Below are 17,493 nucleotides of genomic sequence, written 5' to 3' on the forward strand. Positions count from 1 at the left end.
CTGTATTTTTCATGATTTATTTCTCTTTTTAAAAAATAAAGAATTCTTTTTATTAAAGAAAACATTGAATATGATGGCAAAGATTTAATCAAGTTACTTTTTCAATATTTTTGATCGTAAGAAGTAAGCAGGCCCTCAAATTTTAAAAACTTATCCTGAGGTCATCAAACGGCGATACTCATCATATGCGTAAAGATCGGTCATACCACTGATATAATCTTGTATTAAACGAGCCCTGTAATAATATTCATAAATTTTTTTTTCTTCTATAGAGACATCCTTGAGTTTTTTTACGGCTTCTTGATAAGCTAACCGGTGTTTATCCGGCAATTTATGAAATAAACGTGTTTCGATAGCATATTCAGCATGATGATTATCAAAAACTAATTGAGAAAAAGAATCAAATGGCATCATTAAAAGAGGGTGATAAATGTTGAGTAAACCGATAATGATTCTGTAACCCTGTAATTCAATTTGTTCTACTTCTGGATGAGTAAATACATATTTTTGGGCCACTTTTTTAAAGAGTTTGAGTAATGTAGAACAAGGACCGATATCTTCTAAAAGAGCCTGGTTAAAGGTGCCAGCGAATATTTCAGGCAAGTTATTGACAAAACGTTCGACTGCATACGGCACCAATACTTTCATGGTTTGGACTCTCAGACACATAAAAAATTCAGCTTCTTCGTTACGCCAACTTTCTTTCGCTTCTTTGAAAGCATTGTGGATGACAGTATCGAAAATCTCATTCTTGACAAAAGCGCCCGCCATTTCTTTTAAATAGTGAAACAGTTGATCAATATTAAAAATATTTTTTTCAACAGCATCCTCTAAATCAGCAATACAATAAGAAATATCATCCGCTGCTTCCATAATATAGCTCAAAGGAAAACGGGCGAATCTCTCCATATTAAGTGCATTTCGTAGCTCTATTACAAAAGGTTCTTCTGATAAATAAAATCCGCATTTTTTCATTAGATAATCAAAATTTTTAGGGATATCTACTGACCAGTAAGCGGGCTTGCTGTATTTTAGAATACAGGCAATTTGGGGATAACTCAGATTTAATTTTAATAGCGTATGTACCAAACGAATCGCCTGTGCATTGCCTTCAAATTGACTCAAATCCTGATGGATTTTTTGACGTAATAAATTCAGCTCTTTTTCGTTTTCTCTAAGCCGCAATAATGGATTGTCCCCTTTGTAAGGATCTGTTTTTTCTTTAAACCAATTTTTGATAGCAGATTCTCCAAAATGACCGAAAGGGGGATTCCCAATGTCGTGCATCAAACACGCCATCTCAACAAGACTTTCAAATGGGACCCGCAATTTTTGCAATCCTAATGCATCGATCTGATTTTTTTGTTTAAGATAAAAAATAATTTCTTTGGAAATATAACGGCCGACCTGTTGAACTTCGAGAGAATGCGTTAAACGGCTTCGGACTGATGAATTGCGTTCTAAAGGAAATACCTGTGTTTTTTGCTGTAAACGACGTATGGCTGCAGAATTAATAATCCTTCCTCTGTCACTTTCAAAAAATCGAATGATGGAGTCTTCATCTTTCATCACACGATCTTTATCATGAGGATAAAGCCGCTTACAGATAATTTTTTGATTAAAATCAATATTCGGCATGGTATCTCCCAAAGATCCTTGTTTTTTATTAATTGATTGACATGATAAACTCAAAAATGACACTAATATTTTGATAAATAAAAATTTTTAACAATTATTTTACATCAGGGGATCAAAAATGAAAGTGGGTATTATTGGTGCTATGAAAGAAGAAGTCACTCTGTTGTGTCAAAAAATTCAATCATGTCAAACTTTAACACGAGCAGGATGCTCTATTTACTCCGGCTTTTTAGGGGAAACGAATGTTGTTTTACTTCAATCAGGAATTGGAAAAACCTCTGCTGCTTTGGGTACAACCTTACTCCTCGAATATTTTCAGCCTGATATTTTAATTAATACAGGATCTGCGGCAGGTCTTTGGCCTGATTTGAAAATAGGAGATATCGTGATTTCTACCGAAGTTCGTTACCACGATGTGAATGTCACTGCATTTGGCTATGAATGGGGGCAAATGGCGCTTTGCCCTCCGGCGTTTTTTGCGGATAAAAAACTCATTGAAATCGTATTAGAATGTGTCAAAAACTTAAACTTAAACGCAGTGCAAGGCCTGATTTGCAGTGGAGATGCCTTTATTAATGGTGACCAAGCTCTCGATCGTATTCGCACTTTTTTCCCAAAAGCCGTAGCAGTAGAGATGGAAGCGGCCGCTATTGCTCAAGTTTGCCATCAATTTGAGACGCCTTTTGTGGTCATCCGTGCGATTTCTGATGTCGCTGATCAAGCGTCTCATTTGAGCTTTGAACAATTTTTGTGCATAGCCGCCCAACGTTCTAGCACCGTTATTGAAAATATGTTACCTATTTTGGCTGAAACTTATTGCAGCATTAATTAAATGGCCTCATTAAAAATTTTTGTAAGTAGTTTTATAAATATAAAGATACATAAGGAAGTTAAATATGACGACTGTTGAAAAAATTCAGTTTCAAATAAAAAATAACCTGATTCTTTTATATATGAAGGGATCACCTAAAATGCCTAGCTGTGGTTTTTCTGCACAGGCTGTCAATATTTTATCTGCTTGTGGTGAGCGTTTTGCTTATGTCGATATTTTACAGCACCCTGACATTCGCGTTGAATTACCAAAATATGCAAATTGGCCTACTTTTCCACAACTATGGATTAATGGTGAATTAGTAGGAGGATGTGACATTTTAACAGAGATGCATCAAAAAGGTGAATTAAAGGAATTATTGCAATTCCAATATCAAGAAAAGTTATCTCCTATAACTGGAGATAAAGAATCTAAATAAAACAGCTAAGAATGCAGTGGCGATGGTGGCCAACCACCTAAGCGCTTCCAACGATTGACAAGTTCACAAAACAAGCGAGCGGTTTGTTGTGTGTCATAAAGAGCAGAATGTGCTCGGCTCATATCAAAATTGAGTCCTGCCGTTAAACAAGCTTTAGCCAGAACCGTTTGGCCAAGCGCTAAACCGCTTAATGCAGCCGTATCGAATGTAGAAAAAGGGTGAAAAGGATTTTGTTTTAATCCTGTCCGCTTCGCGGCGTTCATGACAAATGCATGATCAAAGCCCGCATTATGCGCAACTATAATGGCACGTTTACAATATTGCTCTTTCATTCCTTTTTGAACCCATTTGAAAATTTTTTTCAATACCTCAAATTCGCTCTTCGCATCTCTGAGCGGACTATGGGGATCAATCCCATTAAAAGCCAATGCTTCAGGTTCGAAATTAGCTCCAGAAAAAGGTTCAACATGAAAATGCATCGATTGTTCGATATGCAACCATCCCTCTTTATCCATAAAAAGAGTCACAGCAGCAATTTCAAGTAATGCATCAGTCTTAGTATTAAACCCCGCGGTTTCTACATCAATAACAACAGGGTAATATCCACGGAAACGATGATTTAAAGTATTAATATCATTTTTATTTATGTTCAATGTGTTATCTTCTGACATATTATGGTTATGGCGTGTATGAAATTTTATTTTGAATGTCAACTTTAACACTTCTTTACGTTAGGATAAACTGTTCGAAATATTACATAAATTCAAACTATTACATAAATACCCAGCGTGCCATTTTTGGGCTTACAAAATAATATTCAGAGATATTTCTCTAAAAAGTAGAAGTAGTGTGAATTTTTTCAAACTCAGTAGAAACTGTCATAAAGTTTATTTAATATTATACAATTTATGAGAGTAAAATTTGTGATGTGCGTTTAAATAAGCAAAAGTGGTATCAAATTCTTTCATAACAGGGACAGAACTGCTTTTTTTATTTAAAGAAGGAATATGACGAGCTAACAATTTGTGTATAACACCTTGTAAATTTAAACAAGTCAGATGAACATTGTCACAGAGATCAAATTTTTCTCTATGTACAATAGAGTGATCATGCGTTCTAATTAATTCAATACGTAGTGAAGAAATGTCACCATCATTGATGGTATGAGCAGAAAGATAATAATTAGGTTTCATTTTTTCAAGAAAACACATGATACCATCGTAATCTTTGCAACTGTTAATTAAAGTGGAAGGCAAAACGTTCAAACCGGAATAAGTGTATTTTGACAAACTCTGTATTAAAAAATCATGGATCATTAATGAATCAAAGTGTTGAGGTAATTTAAAAGGAAGTACAGCCAAACTACATTGAGATTCAGCGAAGCGTTCTGACTGAGTGACGGGTTGAATAAATCGATAACCTTTTCCGTAAACAGTATCTATATAACGGTTATTTTTGTTTTCATGAAGAAGACGACGTAATACATAAATGCAACGCGTTAATGATTCTTCACTAACAAATTCGTTAGGCCATACTTTTTCTAAAAAATCATCTTTAGATATTAATACTCCAGCTGAATCGAGTAATAACATTAAAATAGAAAACTCTTTAGGTGGAACTTTAACTATCTTATTTTTATAAGAAAGCAACGCGTCTGCAGTTAAAGTAAATTCACCAAAAATATACTTTTCTGAATGAGATAATATGTTGTTCATTTTCTATTAACTCTTAATTTGAATGACCTAACTTAAAGATACTAATATTTAAAATAAAAATAAATTTTGATATTTTTTTACAAATAGATATTAGTGATATTTATGCTATTATTAAAAAATAACACTTTTAGAAACTTAATTAACGTTGAAGATGATAATCTTTGTTTAGTAAAAAAACGTAAATCATATGTAAAGCTGTCAAAATTTTCAAAAAACGCTCAAATTGAATTAAAAATTTTTTAAAACACATTTTTGTGCTATCGGTGTTTTTTGATTTTTTTGATTTTTGTGATTGAAGAAAGATTAAAAATTGAGTTTGATCTTTTGTTATCTTGTATTGGATAAAAATGATGATATTGAGATATTTATATGTTTTTATACTGATTTTTTTTCTATCGGGATGTGCCCTTCTTAATTTAAAGACCAATGAAACTGATCTATCAAAAAAATGGACCATCAGTGTATGTGGAAAGGATATCAAAGTAACTCCTCAATCCAATCCAATTCTTTTATATCAAAATATGATCCGATGTATTGAATATCATCAATATAATCATGCTGTTATGTTATTTTCTCTTGCGGGAACTTATTCTTATTTCGATTTTTATAGAATGTCTCAAGGAGTTAACGCTCATTTTCATAATCGGCTTCTCAAAAACGCAATGCAATTACTGGATCAAGAACAAAAAAATATTTTTGAGGCACATTTAAATCGCATTCTGACAAATGAATTGAGCCTGACAAAAATTTGTTCCCAAGTAAAAAAAATAGGAATGCCCATGTATATTCAAAATTATATGAACGCAAATCAGGTGTTTGATATCGATATTGATTCTACAAAAAATTGGGAAAACGCGCTTCAAGGGTATTTACATTGTCGTATGTAAACTTTTTTATTAATGACAAATATGCTTGATGAGCAATTATATTAGAATATTTTTTCATTTCTCTAAATAATTCAAATTATTATACAATCTATTTAATAGAATTTATTTCAATTTTTCGATGCTTCGCTATCTTTCATCATATTTACATCAAGATTATTCAAATTTTTTCAAACATAATCCAGCTCTAAGATAAAGCGATAAGGGTGATGTATGAAAATCAAAAACATACAAAATGTTTTAAATGAGCGACATAAAAAACAAATCACAAAAATGGTTATTTGGTTTGTTCAAATAGGAAAAATGGAATGCAAAATACAGATACAAACCGCCTCTGGCAACAATTCTGAGATGGTTTTTAAATCTGGCTGGCGCGGTTTTGTTGCCATAAATCCCTCGTGTCTTCAAATTCAAAGCGGCTCATTAAGATACAAAAGGATCAATGTCATGATGATGGCAAAATTACAAGCCTTTATAGATAAGTCCTTAGTTAAAAAAAGCGCACAGCATATCTCTAAATCTGACGAAGCTTTTGCCGTAGTAGAAGTGCCTGATAGTTCGATACTCCACTCTCGTCGTGAAATAGAATATTGGTTGTTGGGTGAAACTTTAAATCCAAAATCAGGCACAGATCAATTTCTTAACTTATTAAGAAATACAGAATGGTACTGGGTCGTTTATTTTCTTTTGAATGAATTTAATGGCAACAATAGATTAAAAAATCTTTGCCAACGGTATGGATTGTCTCTTGCACATTTTCGTCGTATCTGTCGTATCGCTTTAGGAAATACAACAAAAGTAGCATTACGAGATTGGCGTATGGTAAAAGCAATACTGGATTTAGTATTAAAAAATCAAAATTTGACTGAGGTCGCTTTTGAGCATGGCTACGCTTCTCTTTCTCATTTTTCTAGTGAAGTCAAAGAAGCTCTGGGAGTTTCACCGAAAAAATTATTGCAAACCATCACTAATACCACCAACTAACTTAAGTAAAATTGCCTTATGAAAAAAATATTCATTTATCATTATGTTTTACTGTTGTTTGTAGGCTTGTCTGTTTCTGCATGGGCTGAGGAAATTCCTAAAGATCAGACTAAGGGATATATTGCAAAAAAAGAAAGTGTAAAAGGTGTTTTTGACGCCCTGTCATCCCGTATCAATAAACCGATTATTTTGAGTAAATTGGCGGCGCGTAAACAGATTGGAGGGAATTTTGATTTAAATAATCCACAAGAACTCATTGAATACTTATCAAATGAATTAAATTTGATTTGGTATTACGATGGTCATTCTGTTTATATTTATGATGGAACAGAAATAAGTAATGCCTTTATTAGCTTAAATAATGCCTCTTTTTCTGCTGTCAAAAATTTTTTAGTGCAATCTCATCTTTATGATAAACGCTATCCTTTACGCAGTGACGAAATCAATGGTTTATTTTATGTTTCAGGACCTCCGATTTATATTGAATTAGTGACGAAAGCGACTCGGTTTTTAGATAGTCAAGCCGAATCAGGAGCGGGTCCAGAGAAAGTCGCTCTGATTAAGTTAAAAAATACCTTTGTAGAAGATAGACAATATCAATATCGCAATCAAACTATCGTGATACCAGGTATTGCGAGAATCATTAGTCATTTATTGTCATCTAACCCGCGGTCAACATTAGAGCTAATGACGCCGAACGCCACAGAGGCACCTTCCAACATAAAGAGTCTAGCTTCTGCTTCAGCAAGCGGGAGTTCAACTTCTAACATAGATCAGATCAAATTACAGGGGCCTTTAATAAAGAGCATCCCTAACAACAATGTGCAAATTGTATCAAACCCTAATAACAACAGTTTGTTGGTAAAAGGGTCTTCTGAACAAATTGCGTTTGTTAAAACATTAGTGTCTGAGCTAGATCAACCTAAGCGTCATATAGAGCTTTCTGTCTGGATTATTGATCTCGATAAAAATACATTGGATCAAATGGGTGTCGACTGGAAGGGCGGAATGAATTTTAAAAATCAATTGGGAGTCAGATTAAATGCAGGGACAAGCACCTTGGAAGGCGGGCAATTTATTGCCTCTGTGATGGCATTGAGTCGTCAAAAGAAAGCGAATGTCGTTTCTCGCCCTATGGTTTTAACACAAGAAAATATCCCGGCTGTTTTTGATAATAATAGAACTTTTTATAGCGAATTGCTTGGTGAAAAAAATGTGAAATTAGAAAATGTGACATACGGAACCCTGGTCAGTGTTTTGCCACGATTTACAGAAAACAATCAAATAGAGATGATGATCAATATTGAAGATGGTAATGAAGTTTCACAATCTGATCATGAGACAAAAACTTCATTACCTAAAGTTGGGCGGACCAATATCAGTACGATTGCACGCGTGCCTAAAGGGAAAAGTTTGCTTGTAGGAGGTTATACGCGTGATGCGAATACCTCCGAAAACACCAAAATTCCCGGTTTGGGCAGCTTACCTCTTATCGGTAAATTATTCAGCTACGAAAATAAATCTATATCAAGCATAGTTCGGGTATTTCTTATCCAGCCTCGTGAAATTAATGCCCCACTTAATCGAGATGCCAGTGATCTTGCAAGTGACATCATTAAAAGTTCATCTGATATCCCATTGCAGGATTGGGTAAAAAATTATTTGGATAGTCAATCATGAACATCACTCAAAGTGTTTTACCTGCTAGAAACCTTTATACCAAAGGTATCGCCAGGGAGAGACGCACCAAAGACTCAATGGAGGAGAATAAAAACAAATATAACGCTCAAATGGATTCACTACATAAAACAGGTGAAATTATTGAAGATCTTTCTGTAGGAGCGCAGGTACAAAAATTTGCTTACTTTTCAGATGAAATGTCAGTCTTGCTGGCACAATTGCGTAATAGACGAGATTTAGAAAAGAAATCAGGTTTGATGTCAGAAAGCTTCGAACGGGTTCTAGAAGAAGACGTTGTACCAAAAGTGAATCAATTAATAAAATCAGTAGAGTCTTCACAAGGCGCTGGTATTCAGAATTTATTAACCCACGCTCGGAAATTTTTCCCTGACGATAGTGATCTTGTGTTGGTATTGCGTGAGATATTAAAACGTCGCAAATTAAATCCAAAGCTCAGAAAACGTCTGATGAGTTTGCTCGCACATCTTGAAGAAACGGCTGATCCACGTCGATTGAAAGCGGGTATTAATGTCGCATTAAAAGCCCGTTTGTTTGGAAGATATTTATCTCTTGACCCCGCTCTGGTACGTGAAAGTTATCGAAATTTTCTAGAAAATGAAAAAACAGAGCTAGAAAATTACCAGGATTGGATATCAATTTATGGTTATCAAAAACGAGGGGCTGTAGTTGATTTTATGGAAGGCGCTTTGCTTGCTGACATCGATTCTCAAGATCCCAGTTGTTCTATGCTTGAATTTGGTCATTTACTCGGCAAATTAGGGCAATTAAAACTATTACGTTCAAGTGACATTATCTTTATCAAATCAATTTTAAAAAGTCCTCTGGTCAAATCTTTTAACGAATCTGAAAAAGCCTGGTTGTTGTTTATGCTGTGTGTGCTTCAGCAGCCCGAATATTTAGATGACTTTTTAAGTGAAGTTCTGGGCGAAAGAATTTTAATGCGTGAGCACGCCAAGCGCTCACAGTTATTACAAGTGATTTATCGAGCTTGCAAAAAATTACCTATCGAATTATTTGTCGGCTTAGAAGAGAGAGAATCTATGCTTGAGAGATTCGAGCAACTAGCAGCGGTTGCTTATCGACGTGAAATGATTGAAGCCAGAAGAAACGAAAAAATAAAGAGAAAGAAATATAAAAATAAAAAGAACAAAAAATCATTTGATTTTTATTCAGATGACAATACGAATTGAGTGGATAAAAAATAGAGATGAATAAATTTTTAGAAAATGTACGGAACCGACCAGAGTTATTGATCCTCGCTTTAGTCATCATGATTATTGCGATGCTGATCATCCCTCTACCAACTTATCTTGTTGATTTTTTAATCGGGCTCAATATCGTGATTTCCTTATTGGTATTTATGGGATCCTTCTACATTGACCGAATTCTAAATTTTTCTACTTTCCCTGCGGTTTTGTTGATTACCACTTTATTTCGGCTCGCTTTGTCGATTAGTACCAGCCGATTGATATTAAATGACGCGGATGCCGGAGAAATCGTGCGCACATTCGGGTTATTTGTCATCGGCGATAATTTAGTGGTCGGTTTTGTTATTTTTGGGATCGTCACCATTGTGCAATTTATCGTCATTACAAAAGGGGCAGAACGTGTTGCTGAAGTCGCCGCCCGTTTTTCTCTTGATGCTATGCCTGGTAAACAGATGAGTATCGATGCGGATTTGAAAGCGGGCGTCATTGATTCCGATGCTGCCAAAGAACGGCGATCTGTTTTAGAAAAAGAAAGCCAGCTGTATGGTTCCTTTGACGGTGCGATGAAATTTATTAAAGGAGATGCGATTGCAGGTATTATCGTTATTTTTATCAACTTTATCGGGGGGATAAGTGTGGGTGTCAGCCAGCATGGTATGAGTATGTCATCGGCGCTTTCTACTTATACCATGTTGACCATAGGAGACGGCCTGGTAGCTCAAATCCCTTCATTATTGATTGCAATCAGTGCCGGTTTTATCGTGACCCGAGTAAATGGGGACGGTGACAACATGGGTCGTACCATGATGAGTCAATTAGTATCAAACCCATTTGCGTTGATGGTTACGGCAGGATTAGCATTGACCATTGGGTTTTTACCCGGCTTTCCTCTATTTGTTTTTGTCATTTTAGCCGGTGTTTTAAGTGGATTTTTTATATACAAACATTTCTTTGAAAAAAAGAAAGGCACAGAGGCTTTAGAAAAAGCTGATAGTAAAGAAGAAGATAGCGTATTTAATGAGACACATTCTATTGACAGTTCTTTGGGGCTGATTGGTAATTTAGATAAAGTTTCATCCGAAACCGTACCTTTTATTATGCTGGTGTCTTCTTCTGATTTAGAAAAATTAGAAAATCAAAAATTAGTAGAGCATTTACGTAGCCAATTCTTTATTGATTATGGTATTCGTCTCCCTAACATCTTGTTAAGGGCATCGACTACCGTATCAAAAAATCGAGCTGTTTTCTTGATCAATGAAATTCGAGCAGAAGAATTTGTACTTCAGCTTGATTTATTGAGAATCGTCAACAGCTCAGATGAGCTTATGCAACTAGAGATAGAGACTGTGCTCGATAACGGTACTGTCTGGGTGAAACCTGAACATAAAGAAACACTGGAAAATATGGGGTATCAATTACGTTCACCAATAGATGAACTTTATCACAGCATGGCAGCTTTACTGTCTCGTCATGTAAGCGAATATTTTGGTATCCAGGAAACGAAAGACATGTTGGATAAACTGGAAAATAAATATCCTGATTTAATGAAAGAAATTATGAGGCACGCCACAATACAAAGGATTACCGAAGTACTACAGCGTTTACTCTCTGAACGTATTTCGGTTCGTAATATGCGGCTGATTATGGAATCTTTAGCTTTATGGATGCCTCGTGAAAAAGATGTCATCTCGTTAGTCGAACATGTTCGTGGTGGACTATCTCGATACATCTGTCATAAATTTTCTGTCAATAATGAACTCAGGTCGATCGTTTTATCATCAGAAGTGGAAGATATGATACGTCAAGGAATAAGAAACACATCAGGGGGGACTTTTCTTAATTTAGAGCCTGCGGTATCTGATCAATTAATGGATTTATTTTCTGTTAATTTAGAAAATTTATTGATTGATCATAAAGATTTAGTCCTTTTATCATCGGTTGACACCCGACGTTTTGTTAAAAAATTTATAGAGTCTCGTTTTCGAGATTTAGAAGTGATGTCATTTGGAGAAATCTCTGAAACGGTCTCTGTAAATGTTCTTAAAACCATTTAAATTAAAAGAGGAAAAATAAATAATGAATAATAATATTGATCTGGCTGATTTAGTGCGTAAAGCGCTTATTTCATGCGGTTGTAATGAAAACTTATTACAAAATTTTGATGCGCATTCCACCATTCAGTTAGAGTTTGATGAAAAGCCCAGTATTTTTATCTCTCGTGATGATGAAGATGAAATTTGGGTATGGTCTAGCTTAATGCCTCTTTTAACAGAGCCAGAGCGCGAGACCCTGTTGGAAAGATCGGCGAGTTTGATAAAAGAAAAATTAGAGGCGGAATGTGATTTTTCGGCCACCAAGAAACTTGAGTTGGATAACGACGAAGACGCTATTCATTTAAAAGTTAAAGTAGATCCCGATTATTTACATGATCATGAAAAATTTTCAAACGTATTAACCGGCTTTTTTGAAGAAATAGAAACCTATTCTGAGATGCTTCGATAATGCACAAACTCAGATTATTGCGTTATAAAGCGCATCCACTTCGCCTGTCAGGCCCTATTATTGAAGCACGGTTGTTCGGCGTAAAGATAGGGGAAATTTGTGACATCAGGTCTGATTGCTCTGAATCAGAGGTCATTTGTCGAGCTCAGGTTTTGGGTTTTTATAATGACAGAAGTGTTCTGAGTTTAATAGGGAATGCACGGGGTCTATCAAGGGATGTGGTGATTATACCAACAGGGGCAGCTTTATTAGTCACAATAGATGATTCCCTGTTGGGTAGTGTTGTAGATCCTTCGGGGAAAATAGTGGCTCATTTAAGCGAGCCTACAGAGATAATGCATAATCCTTCAATTCGTGCTATTGATTCTCCACCCCCTTCTTATTTACATCGACTATCTATTCGTGATCCTTTTATTACAGGGGTGAAAGCAATAGATGGGTTAATCACCTGCGGTGTAGGTCAAAGAATGGGGATTTTTGCGGCTGCAGGCTGTGGTAAAACTTCATTGATGCATATGCTGATTGAACAGGCAGATGCAGATGTTTTTGTGATAGGGCTTGTGGGTGAACGGGGACGTGAAGTCACTGAATTTACTGAAGTTTTATCCAAGTCAGGGCGCGCGCAAAAATGTATTGTGGTTTATGCCACTTCAGATTTTTCTTCATTGGATCGTTGTAACGCGGCATTACTGGCCACGACCATTGCGGAGTATTTTCGTGATCAAGGTAAAAAAGTCGTACTTTTTCTTGATTCGATTACACGTTATGCCCGTGCGCTACGTGATGTGGCGTTGGCAGCAGGAGAGGCACCCGCACGGCGAGGATATCCTGCCTCTGTTTTTGATTCACTGCCTTCGATATTGGAACGGCCAAGCAATACCAAAAATGGCAGTATTACTGCTTTTTACACTATTTTGCTCGAAAGCGATGATGAGCCTGATCCGATATCGGAAGAAATTCGTTCTATCCTGGATGGTCATATCTATTTAAGCAAAAAACTGGCCATCAAAAATCATTATCCAGCCATTGATGTATTACACAGCATCAGCCGTGTTTCAAGCCAGATTTGCGATACCAATCACCTGAGCATGGCCGGTGAATTCAGAAATATTTTAGCTAAAATTCAAGAGCTGCAAATGTTTGTTGAACTGGGTGAATACCGCCAGGGAGAAAACGCGGAAAATGACCGAGCCATCAAAAAACGGCCGGCATTATTAAAATGGTTACAACAGAGTATGAACGAACACTCATCATTTGAGCAAACCTTGCAGGCCATGAATGAGCTTACTCAATAACATCGTTGTTTTATTAAATCGTTGTGAAATGCATCAAAGAAGATGCGACATTGCTGTGTTTCAAATCAAGCAAAAAGAACAGAAGTTAGATAAAAAACTTGAAGAGATTGAATTAAAACGAAAGCATTTAAAAACCCTTCTTTATTTACAAAAGCCAGAAGGGAAAATGAACAAAACGGGTCTTTACGCTATTCAAAGACGTTTAGCGATTGTTCGGCGTCAATTAACAGAGTTGAATTTAAAGGAAGTCCCAATACAAGAAAAAAAGATGGAATACCAAAAAGAAAAAGAAAAAGTAATGCAAGAGCGCCAATATTGGCTACGTAAATCAGATAAATATCACCATTGGCAAAAAGTGCAAAAAAAATTACGCCGCATGGCTCAATTAAAACAAGAAGAAACAGAAATGGAGGAGATCATCACATGCAAGAAAAAATAGACATCGGTTTTTTGCAAAATAATTTGCAACAAGAAATGCCGGAAAATGAAATAAAAGCCCTGCCAGTACCGAAACAAGATAAAGATCTGCAATTAGATTCTTTTTTATCAGAAAAGTTAAAAACGCTCTTAAAAAAAGGACTGGAAGGTCAATGCTCTGATCAGCAAAAAGAGGTGAATCATACATCTCAGAAATCATCAGAAATCAATGACGAATTTGATGATATGAGCACCGAAGAATACGATACATCTGAAAAAGAAGATGACACTCTTCCTAAAGAAGCCAACATGGTCATTCAGGTCTACAAGCCCATGTCTAGTCATGAATTAGAACAGATTAGAAAACCTCAGGCTGAATCTAAAGCATCCGATGACATTCAAGCAGGAAGTTTGGAAAGCAATTGTCTTAGAAAAAAACATTTGATGGCAGCAAGTTATGCAGAAAAACAGACACAAATGAACCCAATAAAAGGGGAAAAAGTGGCCCCCATTTCACCTGAAACCAAGAACCAGAAGGGGCTTGAAAAATCTGACACATTGAATACAGAGCCGGTATTACATCCTTATCATCATCATAAAGATAAAGTGAAAGACGATGTTTTACCAGAAGACAAAACATCTGATTTTTTATCTTTTAAAGTAGGTGAAAAGAAGGAAATAAGAGAAAAAATGGAGTCTACCCCTACGGGTATGCACTTGCATCAAACATTTAAAGAACAGCAACCTTTGGTGGGCAAAAATACGCCTGAGTTGGCTTCTAAAAAACAGGAACTTCCATTTGTTCAGGATATCACCAATCTCAAAGAGGCTGATACTGGAAACAATTATCATTTTAAAAGCTGGAAAGGGGCAGGAGAAAAATCAGTCAATATTGTGATGCCGCCTAAAATCAATGATGAACCAAGGCAATTTTTGTTGACACCCTCCAGCCCTGCAGTAGGGCAGCATTTAAAAGATCACTGGGAAGAAGCCAACCATGGACGCTGGGTTTTGCTAGATGATCAAAACGAACAGCCAAAGGATCATCAACATCAAGCAAAACAAGAAGAACAAATGGATGAGGAAAGCACGTGAATTGCTTAAAATTACCTTTATTATCGGAGATAAAAGAGCGTCGACTTGAAACTTTCTGGCGCGCAGAAGGGGTTCCCGTGAGCATTTCGTCCCCTGATGCATTTTCAGAATTACTGTTTTTTACTGCTGATGAAAGCTGGCAAGGGGTGATGAATCTGGGAGAATGATTTTCTCATGTTGCACCTGAAATGTCAGGATTATCAAACCAAATGTATGACAACCTGCAGTTAAAACGACTGTTTTCAGCAACAGAGCGCCCTGTCGATCTGCCTCCACAATCATTATCTTATAAAAAATTACGACTACAGGCCCTACCTGATCACAGTATATTTGAAAAACCTTTATTGTGTCTGGAAACTTCTCAAGGGGCACTTTGGATCACAAAATTGCCTGAAATGGAGATCCCCCGTCCATCGTTGCCTAAAAAATTAAACCTGTCGATTTTACCCATCCCTTTAACATTTGAAATCGGCGTCAGCCAATTAAGTTTGGGTTTGTTAAAAAAAATATCAGTGGGGGATATATTATTAATTTCACAGTTAACAGATAGAGTCAGTACTGCCGGTATTGGCATTGGTTGTTATCAAAAAAATGAAGGAAAGATCATGATTGAAAAAAGAGATGAAGAATATGATAAAAATCTAGAAGAAGATGAATATGAGGATGAATATGAGGATGAGGAACAGAATGAACACGAAGATGAGGAACATCAAAAAGATCAAGAAAATGATGATGGCGATGACGCCGGAAATGAAAATAAAGTGCATGAACATCATCCAGAAGATCAAAAAAAATCTTCATCTCTTTGTGCTCAGGTTCCAGTGACACTCACCTTTATCTTGCAAAAAAATAAAGTCACAGTAGAGAAATTAGAAAAAATGTATGAAGGTGAAGTGATTCCGCTTGAACCCTCTATAGAGGAAAGAATTGAAATCAGGGCCAACAATGTACGGATTGCTCGTGGCAAATTACTTGGGATGGAAAATGGAGCATTGGGTGTCGAATTAACTCAGCTTTACCAAAGTAAAACATAGGAAAACCTAAGATGGACAATGACATTTCACTCATTTCAATTCTTGCATTTTCAACATTATTACCCTTCGTCATCGCATCAGGCACTTGCTATATCAAATTTTCGATTGTGTTTGTGATGGTCAGAAATGCCCTCGGATTGCAGCAGATCCCGTCAAATATGACCCTCAATGGTGTCGCTTTGCTGTTAGCCAGTTTTGTGATGATGCCTATTGTCAAAAACATCTATGAAGGCCATAAAAATGCACAATTCGATGTCAGAAACCTTTCCTCGGTGATCGAATTCGTTGAAAATGGTCTCGATGGCTATCGTTCTTATCTTGTCAAATATGCAGATCCAGAGTTAACCCAATTTTTTGAAAAAGCCGCCTCTGACAGAAAGGAAGAAGATTTTGCTGGTGCCGAAGAGGAAAAACCCTCTATCTTTGCTCTTTTGCCTGCATACGCGTTAAGCGAAATCAAAAGCGCATTTAAAATTGGTTTTTACATTTATTTGCCCTTTGTGGTGGTTGATTTATTGATATCCAGCATTCTACTGGCGTTGGGGATGATGATGATGAGCCCTGTCACCATTTCTGTGCCGATCAAACTGGTCTTATTTGTTGTATTAGATGGCTGGACCCTGATTTCTAAAGGAATGATTTTACAATATATGGATTTAGCTGGAGCCAGCTCTTGAACAGACAGAGTAAAATATGAATGATTTGGTATTTGCAGGTAACAAAGCACTTTATTTAATTTTAACGTTAAGCGCGATTCCTGTTGCTGTGGCAACAGCAGTAGGGCTGATCATTGGCCTGATTCAAACTGTCACACAGCTACAGGAACAAACCTTGCCGTTTGGAATCAAACTATTAAGTGTCTCTTTATGTCTTTTTTTATTAGCAGGTTGGTATGGAGACACCCTCTTGGCTTATGCACGTGAAGTGATTGGTATCGCATTGCGACGGCCATAAAAATGATGATAGACTTCACTAATCATTTTTTAAATGAATTAATCGTCGTTCTTTTTGCTTCTGCTCGATTAATGCCTGCCTTCTTTCTCTTGCCTTTTTTTAGCAACAACGTATTAACCGGTTCTTTAAGACTGCCCATTACCATGCTGGTGGCTTTTTCATTATGGCCTTATCAGGAAAAGGTATTACCTCCTTTTGAAACTTTTTTATACCTGGGCTTAGTCAGTAAAGAGCTGCTGATTGGTGTACTTTTGGCTTTCCTTATTTCCTGGCCTTTTTGGATTTTACATGCGGTAGGAGCTATTATTGATAACCAAAGGGGAGCGACCATCAGTAGTAGCATCGATCCTATCAGCGGTGTTGATACTTCAGAACTGTCTAATTTTTTTAATTTATTTGCCGCGGCGGTTTTTTTACAAGGTGGCGGCATGACTTTATTTTTAGAAAGCTATCATCAAAGCTATCAAATATGTTCCCCTCTCAGAGACTGTACTTTTGCTTTTTCTCCTATTTTTGCCATTCTCACTAAATTGATGTCAAAATCGTTAATCCTGGCCAGCCCTGTGATAGCCGTATTATTAATGACAGAAGCGATATTAGGATTATTATCCCGCTTTGCACCACAATTAAATGCGTTTTCTATTGCGCTAACCGTAAAAAGTTTAATCGCATTTTTAGTGATCATTCTGTATTTTTCTGCTTTTATTCCAGATCAAATAAATTCCCTGTCTTTCTATTCAGAGTTGCTCCCTATTTGGTTTAAATAAAATTTAAAAAATTTACTTTAAAATTACATTTCATGACATTTAAATAAAT

The 17,493-nt window shown here is 36.2% G+C and carries 18 protein-coding genes and 1 pseudogene; 16 read left to right on the forward strand and 3 right to left on the reverse strand.

All coding sequences use genetic code 11. The features are described from left to right. Positions 1 to 150 precede the first annotated feature (150 nt). The gene (gene dgt, locus HDEF_RS06705) at positions 151 to 1,638 is read right to left on the reverse strand and encodes a dGTPase (protein WP_015873881.1); all 1,488 of its coding nucleotides are present in this window, start codon (positions 1,636 to 1,638) and stop codon (positions 151 to 153) included. Positions 1,639 to 1,756: 118 nt separating this feature from the next. Here dgt and mtnN point away from each other — a divergent pair, with 118 nt between their 5' ends. Together mtnN and grxD are read left to right on the forward strand one after the other, a co-directional pair. Beyond that, entirely contained in the window at positions 1,757 to 2,470 is a 714-nt protein-coding gene (gene mtnN / locus HDEF_RS06710) for a 5'-methylthioadenosine/S-adenosylhomocysteine nucleosidase (protein WP_015873882.1), read from the forward strand. Between the two features lie 64 nt (positions 2,471 to 2,534). Beyond that, a complete protein-coding gene (gene grxD / locus HDEF_RS06715; protein WP_015873883.1) occupies positions 2,535 to 2,888 on the forward strand; it encodes a Grx4 family monothiol glutaredoxin in 354 nt (117 codons plus the stop codon). Positions 2,889 to 2,893: 5 nt separating this feature from the next. Here the strand turns inward: grxD and rnt are convergent, their stop codons facing one another. Then, positions 2,894 to 3,559 carry a ribonuclease T gene (gene rnt, locus HDEF_RS06720; RefSeq protein WP_015873884.1) on the reverse strand — a complete coding sequence of 222 codons (666 nt, stop codon included), beginning with the start codon at positions 3,557 to 3,559 and terminating at the stop codon, positions 2,894 to 2,896. A gap of 216 nt (positions 3,560 to 3,775) precedes the next feature. Continuing rightward, positions 3,776 to 4,603: a winged helix-turn-helix domain-containing protein gene (locus HDEF_RS06725; protein WP_015873885.1), complete on the reverse strand. Its 828-nt coding sequence runs from the start codon at positions 4,601 to 4,603 to the stop codon at positions 3,776 to 3,778. 521 nt (positions 4,604 to 5,124) lie between these two features. Between HDEF_RS06725 and HDEF_RS12725 the strand changes: the two genes are divergently transcribed. From HDEF_RS12725 to sctT, 14 genes and pseudogenes are all read left to right on the forward strand, one after another. Beyond that, positions 5,125 to 5,490: a hypothetical protein gene (locus HDEF_RS12725; protein WP_015873887.1), complete on the forward strand. Its 366-nt coding sequence runs from the start codon at positions 5,125 to 5,127 to the stop codon at positions 5,488 to 5,490. Between the two features lie 210 nt (positions 5,491 to 5,700). Then, a complete protein-coding gene (locus tag HDEF_RS06735; RefSeq protein ID WP_015873888.1) occupies positions 5,701 to 6,471 on the forward strand; it encodes a helix-turn-helix domain-containing protein in 771 nt (256 codons plus the stop codon). An 18-nt stretch (positions 6,472 to 6,489) separates the two neighbouring features. After that, a complete protein-coding gene (gene sctC / locus HDEF_RS06740) occupies positions 6,490 to 8,151 on the forward strand; it encodes a type III secretion system outer membrane ring subunit SctC (protein WP_015873889.1) in 1,662 nt (553 codons plus the stop codon). Next, positions 8,148 to 9,362: a YopN/LcrE/InvE/MxiC type III secretion system gatekeeper gene (locus HDEF_RS06745; RefSeq protein ID WP_015873890.1), complete on the forward strand. Its 1,215-nt coding sequence runs from the start codon at positions 8,148 to 8,150 to the stop codon at positions 9,360 to 9,362. Before sctC ends, HDEF_RS06745 begins: the two co-directional genes overlap by 4 nt. A gap of 17 nt (positions 9,363 to 9,379) precedes the next feature. Then, complete coding sequence (locus tag HDEF_RS06750) at positions 9,380 to 11,434, forward strand: EscV/YscV/HrcV family type III secretion system export apparatus protein (protein WP_015873891.1); 2,055 nt, start codon at positions 9,380 to 9,382, stop codon at positions 11,432 to 11,434. A gap of 22 nt (positions 11,435 to 11,456) precedes the next feature. Then, a complete protein-coding gene (locus HDEF_RS06755) occupies positions 11,457 to 11,882 on the forward strand; it encodes an InvB/SpaK family type III secretion system chaperone (protein ID WP_015873892.1) in 426 nt (141 codons plus the stop codon). Beyond that, positions 11,882 to 13,177 (forward strand): type III secretion system ATPase SctN, encoded by a 1,296-nt coding sequence (gene sctN, locus HDEF_RS06760; RefSeq protein WP_015873893.1) that lies wholly within the window; start codon positions 11,882 to 11,884, stop codon positions 13,175 to 13,177. The genes HDEF_RS06755 and sctN overlap by 1 nt, the downstream gene beginning before the upstream one ends. After that, complete coding sequence (locus tag HDEF_RS06765) at positions 13,161 to 13,616, forward strand: type III needle complex assembly protein (RefSeq protein ID WP_015873894.1); 456 nt, start codon at positions 13,161 to 13,163, stop codon at positions 13,614 to 13,616. Before sctN ends, HDEF_RS06765 begins: the two co-directional genes overlap by 17 nt. Then, positions 13,601 to 14,689, forward strand: a complete 1,089-nt coding sequence (locus tag HDEF_RS06770) for a SpaN/EivJ family type III secretion system needle length determinant (protein ID WP_015873895.1) — start codon at positions 13,601 to 13,603, stop codon at positions 14,687 to 14,689. Before HDEF_RS06765 ends, HDEF_RS06770 begins: the two co-directional genes overlap by 16 nt. After that, positions 14,686 to 15,300 (forward strand): annotated as a pseudogene (locus HDEF_RS13985) (hypothetical protein); the annotation flags it as partial. The gene HDEF_RS06770 and the pseudogene HDEF_RS13985, both read left to right, overlap by 4 nt. Then, a complete protein-coding gene (locus HDEF_RS13990) occupies positions 15,295 to 15,723 on the forward strand; it encodes a FliM/FliN family flagellar motor switch protein (protein WP_174889250.1) in 429 nt (142 codons plus the stop codon). The pseudogene HDEF_RS13985 and the gene HDEF_RS13990, both read left to right, overlap by 6 nt. A gap of 11 nt (positions 15,724 to 15,734) precedes the next feature. After that, complete coding sequence (locus tag HDEF_RS06780; RefSeq protein ID WP_015873898.1) at positions 15,735 to 16,400, forward strand: EscR/YscR/HrcR family type III secretion system export apparatus protein; 666 nt, start codon at positions 15,735 to 15,737, stop codon at positions 16,398 to 16,400. Between the two features lie 16 nt (positions 16,401 to 16,416). Next, positions 16,417 to 16,677: an EscS/YscS/HrcS family type III secretion system export apparatus protein gene (locus tag HDEF_RS06785; protein ID WP_015873899.1), complete on the forward strand. Its 261-nt coding sequence runs from the start codon at positions 16,417 to 16,419 to the stop codon at positions 16,675 to 16,677. A gap of 2 nt (positions 16,678 to 16,679) precedes the next feature. Next, positions 16,680 to 17,444 (forward strand): type III secretion system export apparatus subunit SctT, encoded by a 765-nt coding sequence (sctT, locus tag HDEF_RS06790; RefSeq protein WP_015873900.1) that lies wholly within the window; start codon positions 16,680 to 16,682, stop codon positions 17,442 to 17,444. Positions 17,445 to 17,493 lie beyond the last annotated feature (49 nt).

The organism is Candidatus Hamiltonella defensa 5AT (Acyrthosiphon pisum) (genome assembly GCF_000021705.1).
Taxonomy (GTDB): domain Bacteria; phylum Pseudomonadota; class Gammaproteobacteria; order Enterobacterales; family Enterobacteriaceae; genus Hamiltonella; species Hamiltonella defendens.

Coding starts and splice junctions, on each gene's coding strand:
- HDEF_RS06755 (WP_015873892.1), top strand. CDS start 11,457: ATGAATAATAATATTGATCTGGCTGATTTAGTGCGTAAAGCGCTTATT.
- sctC (WP_015873889.1), top strand. CDS start 6,490: ATGAAAAAAATATTCATTTATCATTATGTTTTACTGTTGTTTGTAGGC.
- rnt (WP_015873884.1), bottom strand. CDS start 3,559: ATGTCAGAAGATAACACATTGAACATAAATAAAAATGATATTAATACT.
- grxD (WP_015873883.1), top strand. CDS start 2,535: ATGACGACTGTTGAAAAAATTCAGTTTCAAATAAAAAATAACCTGATT.
- dgt (WP_015873881.1), bottom strand. CDS start 1,638: ATGCCGAATATTGATTTTAATCAAAAAATTATCTGTAAGCGGCTTTAT.
- HDEF_RS06745 (WP_015873890.1), top strand. CDS start 8,148: ATGAACATCACTCAAAGTGTTTTACCTGCTAGAAACCTTTATACCAAA.
- HDEF_RS06785 (WP_015873899.1), top strand. CDS start 16,417: ATGAATGATTTGGTATTTGCAGGTAACAAAGCACTTTATTTAATTTTA.
- HDEF_RS13990 (WP_174889250.1), top strand. CDS start 15,295: ATGATTGAAAAAAGAGATGAAGAATATGATAAAAATCTAGAAGAAGAT.
- mtnN (WP_015873882.1), top strand. CDS start 1,757: ATGAAAGTGGGTATTATTGGTGCTATGAAAGAAGAAGTCACTCTGTTG.
- sctT (WP_015873900.1), top strand. CDS start 16,680: ATGATGATAGACTTCACTAATCATTTTTTAAATGAATTAATCGTCGTT.
- HDEF_RS06725 (WP_015873885.1), bottom strand. CDS start 4,603: ATGAACAACATATTATCTCATTCAGAAAAGTATATTTTTGGTGAATTT.
- HDEF_RS06780 (WP_015873898.1), top strand. CDS start 15,735: ATGGACAATGACATTTCACTCATTTCAATTCTTGCATTTTCAACATTA.
- sctN (WP_015873893.1), top strand. CDS start 11,882: ATGCACAAACTCAGATTATTGCGTTATAAAGCGCATCCACTTCGCCTG.
- HDEF_RS06765 (WP_015873894.1), top strand. CDS start 13,161: ATGAGCTTACTCAATAACATCGTTGTTTTATTAAATCGTTGTGAAATG.
- HDEF_RS06750 (WP_015873891.1), top strand. CDS start 9,380: ATGAATAAATTTTTAGAAAATGTACGGAACCGACCAGAGTTATTGATC.
- HDEF_RS06735 (WP_015873888.1), top strand. CDS start 5,701: ATGAAAATCAAAAACATACAAAATGTTTTAAATGAGCGACATAAAAAA.
- HDEF_RS12725 (WP_015873887.1), top strand. CDS start 5,125: ATGATCCGATGTATTGAATATCATCAATATAATCATGCTGTTATGTTA.
- HDEF_RS06770 (WP_015873895.1), top strand. CDS start 13,601: ATGCAAGAAAAAATAGACATCGGTTTTTTGCAAAATAATTTGCAACAA.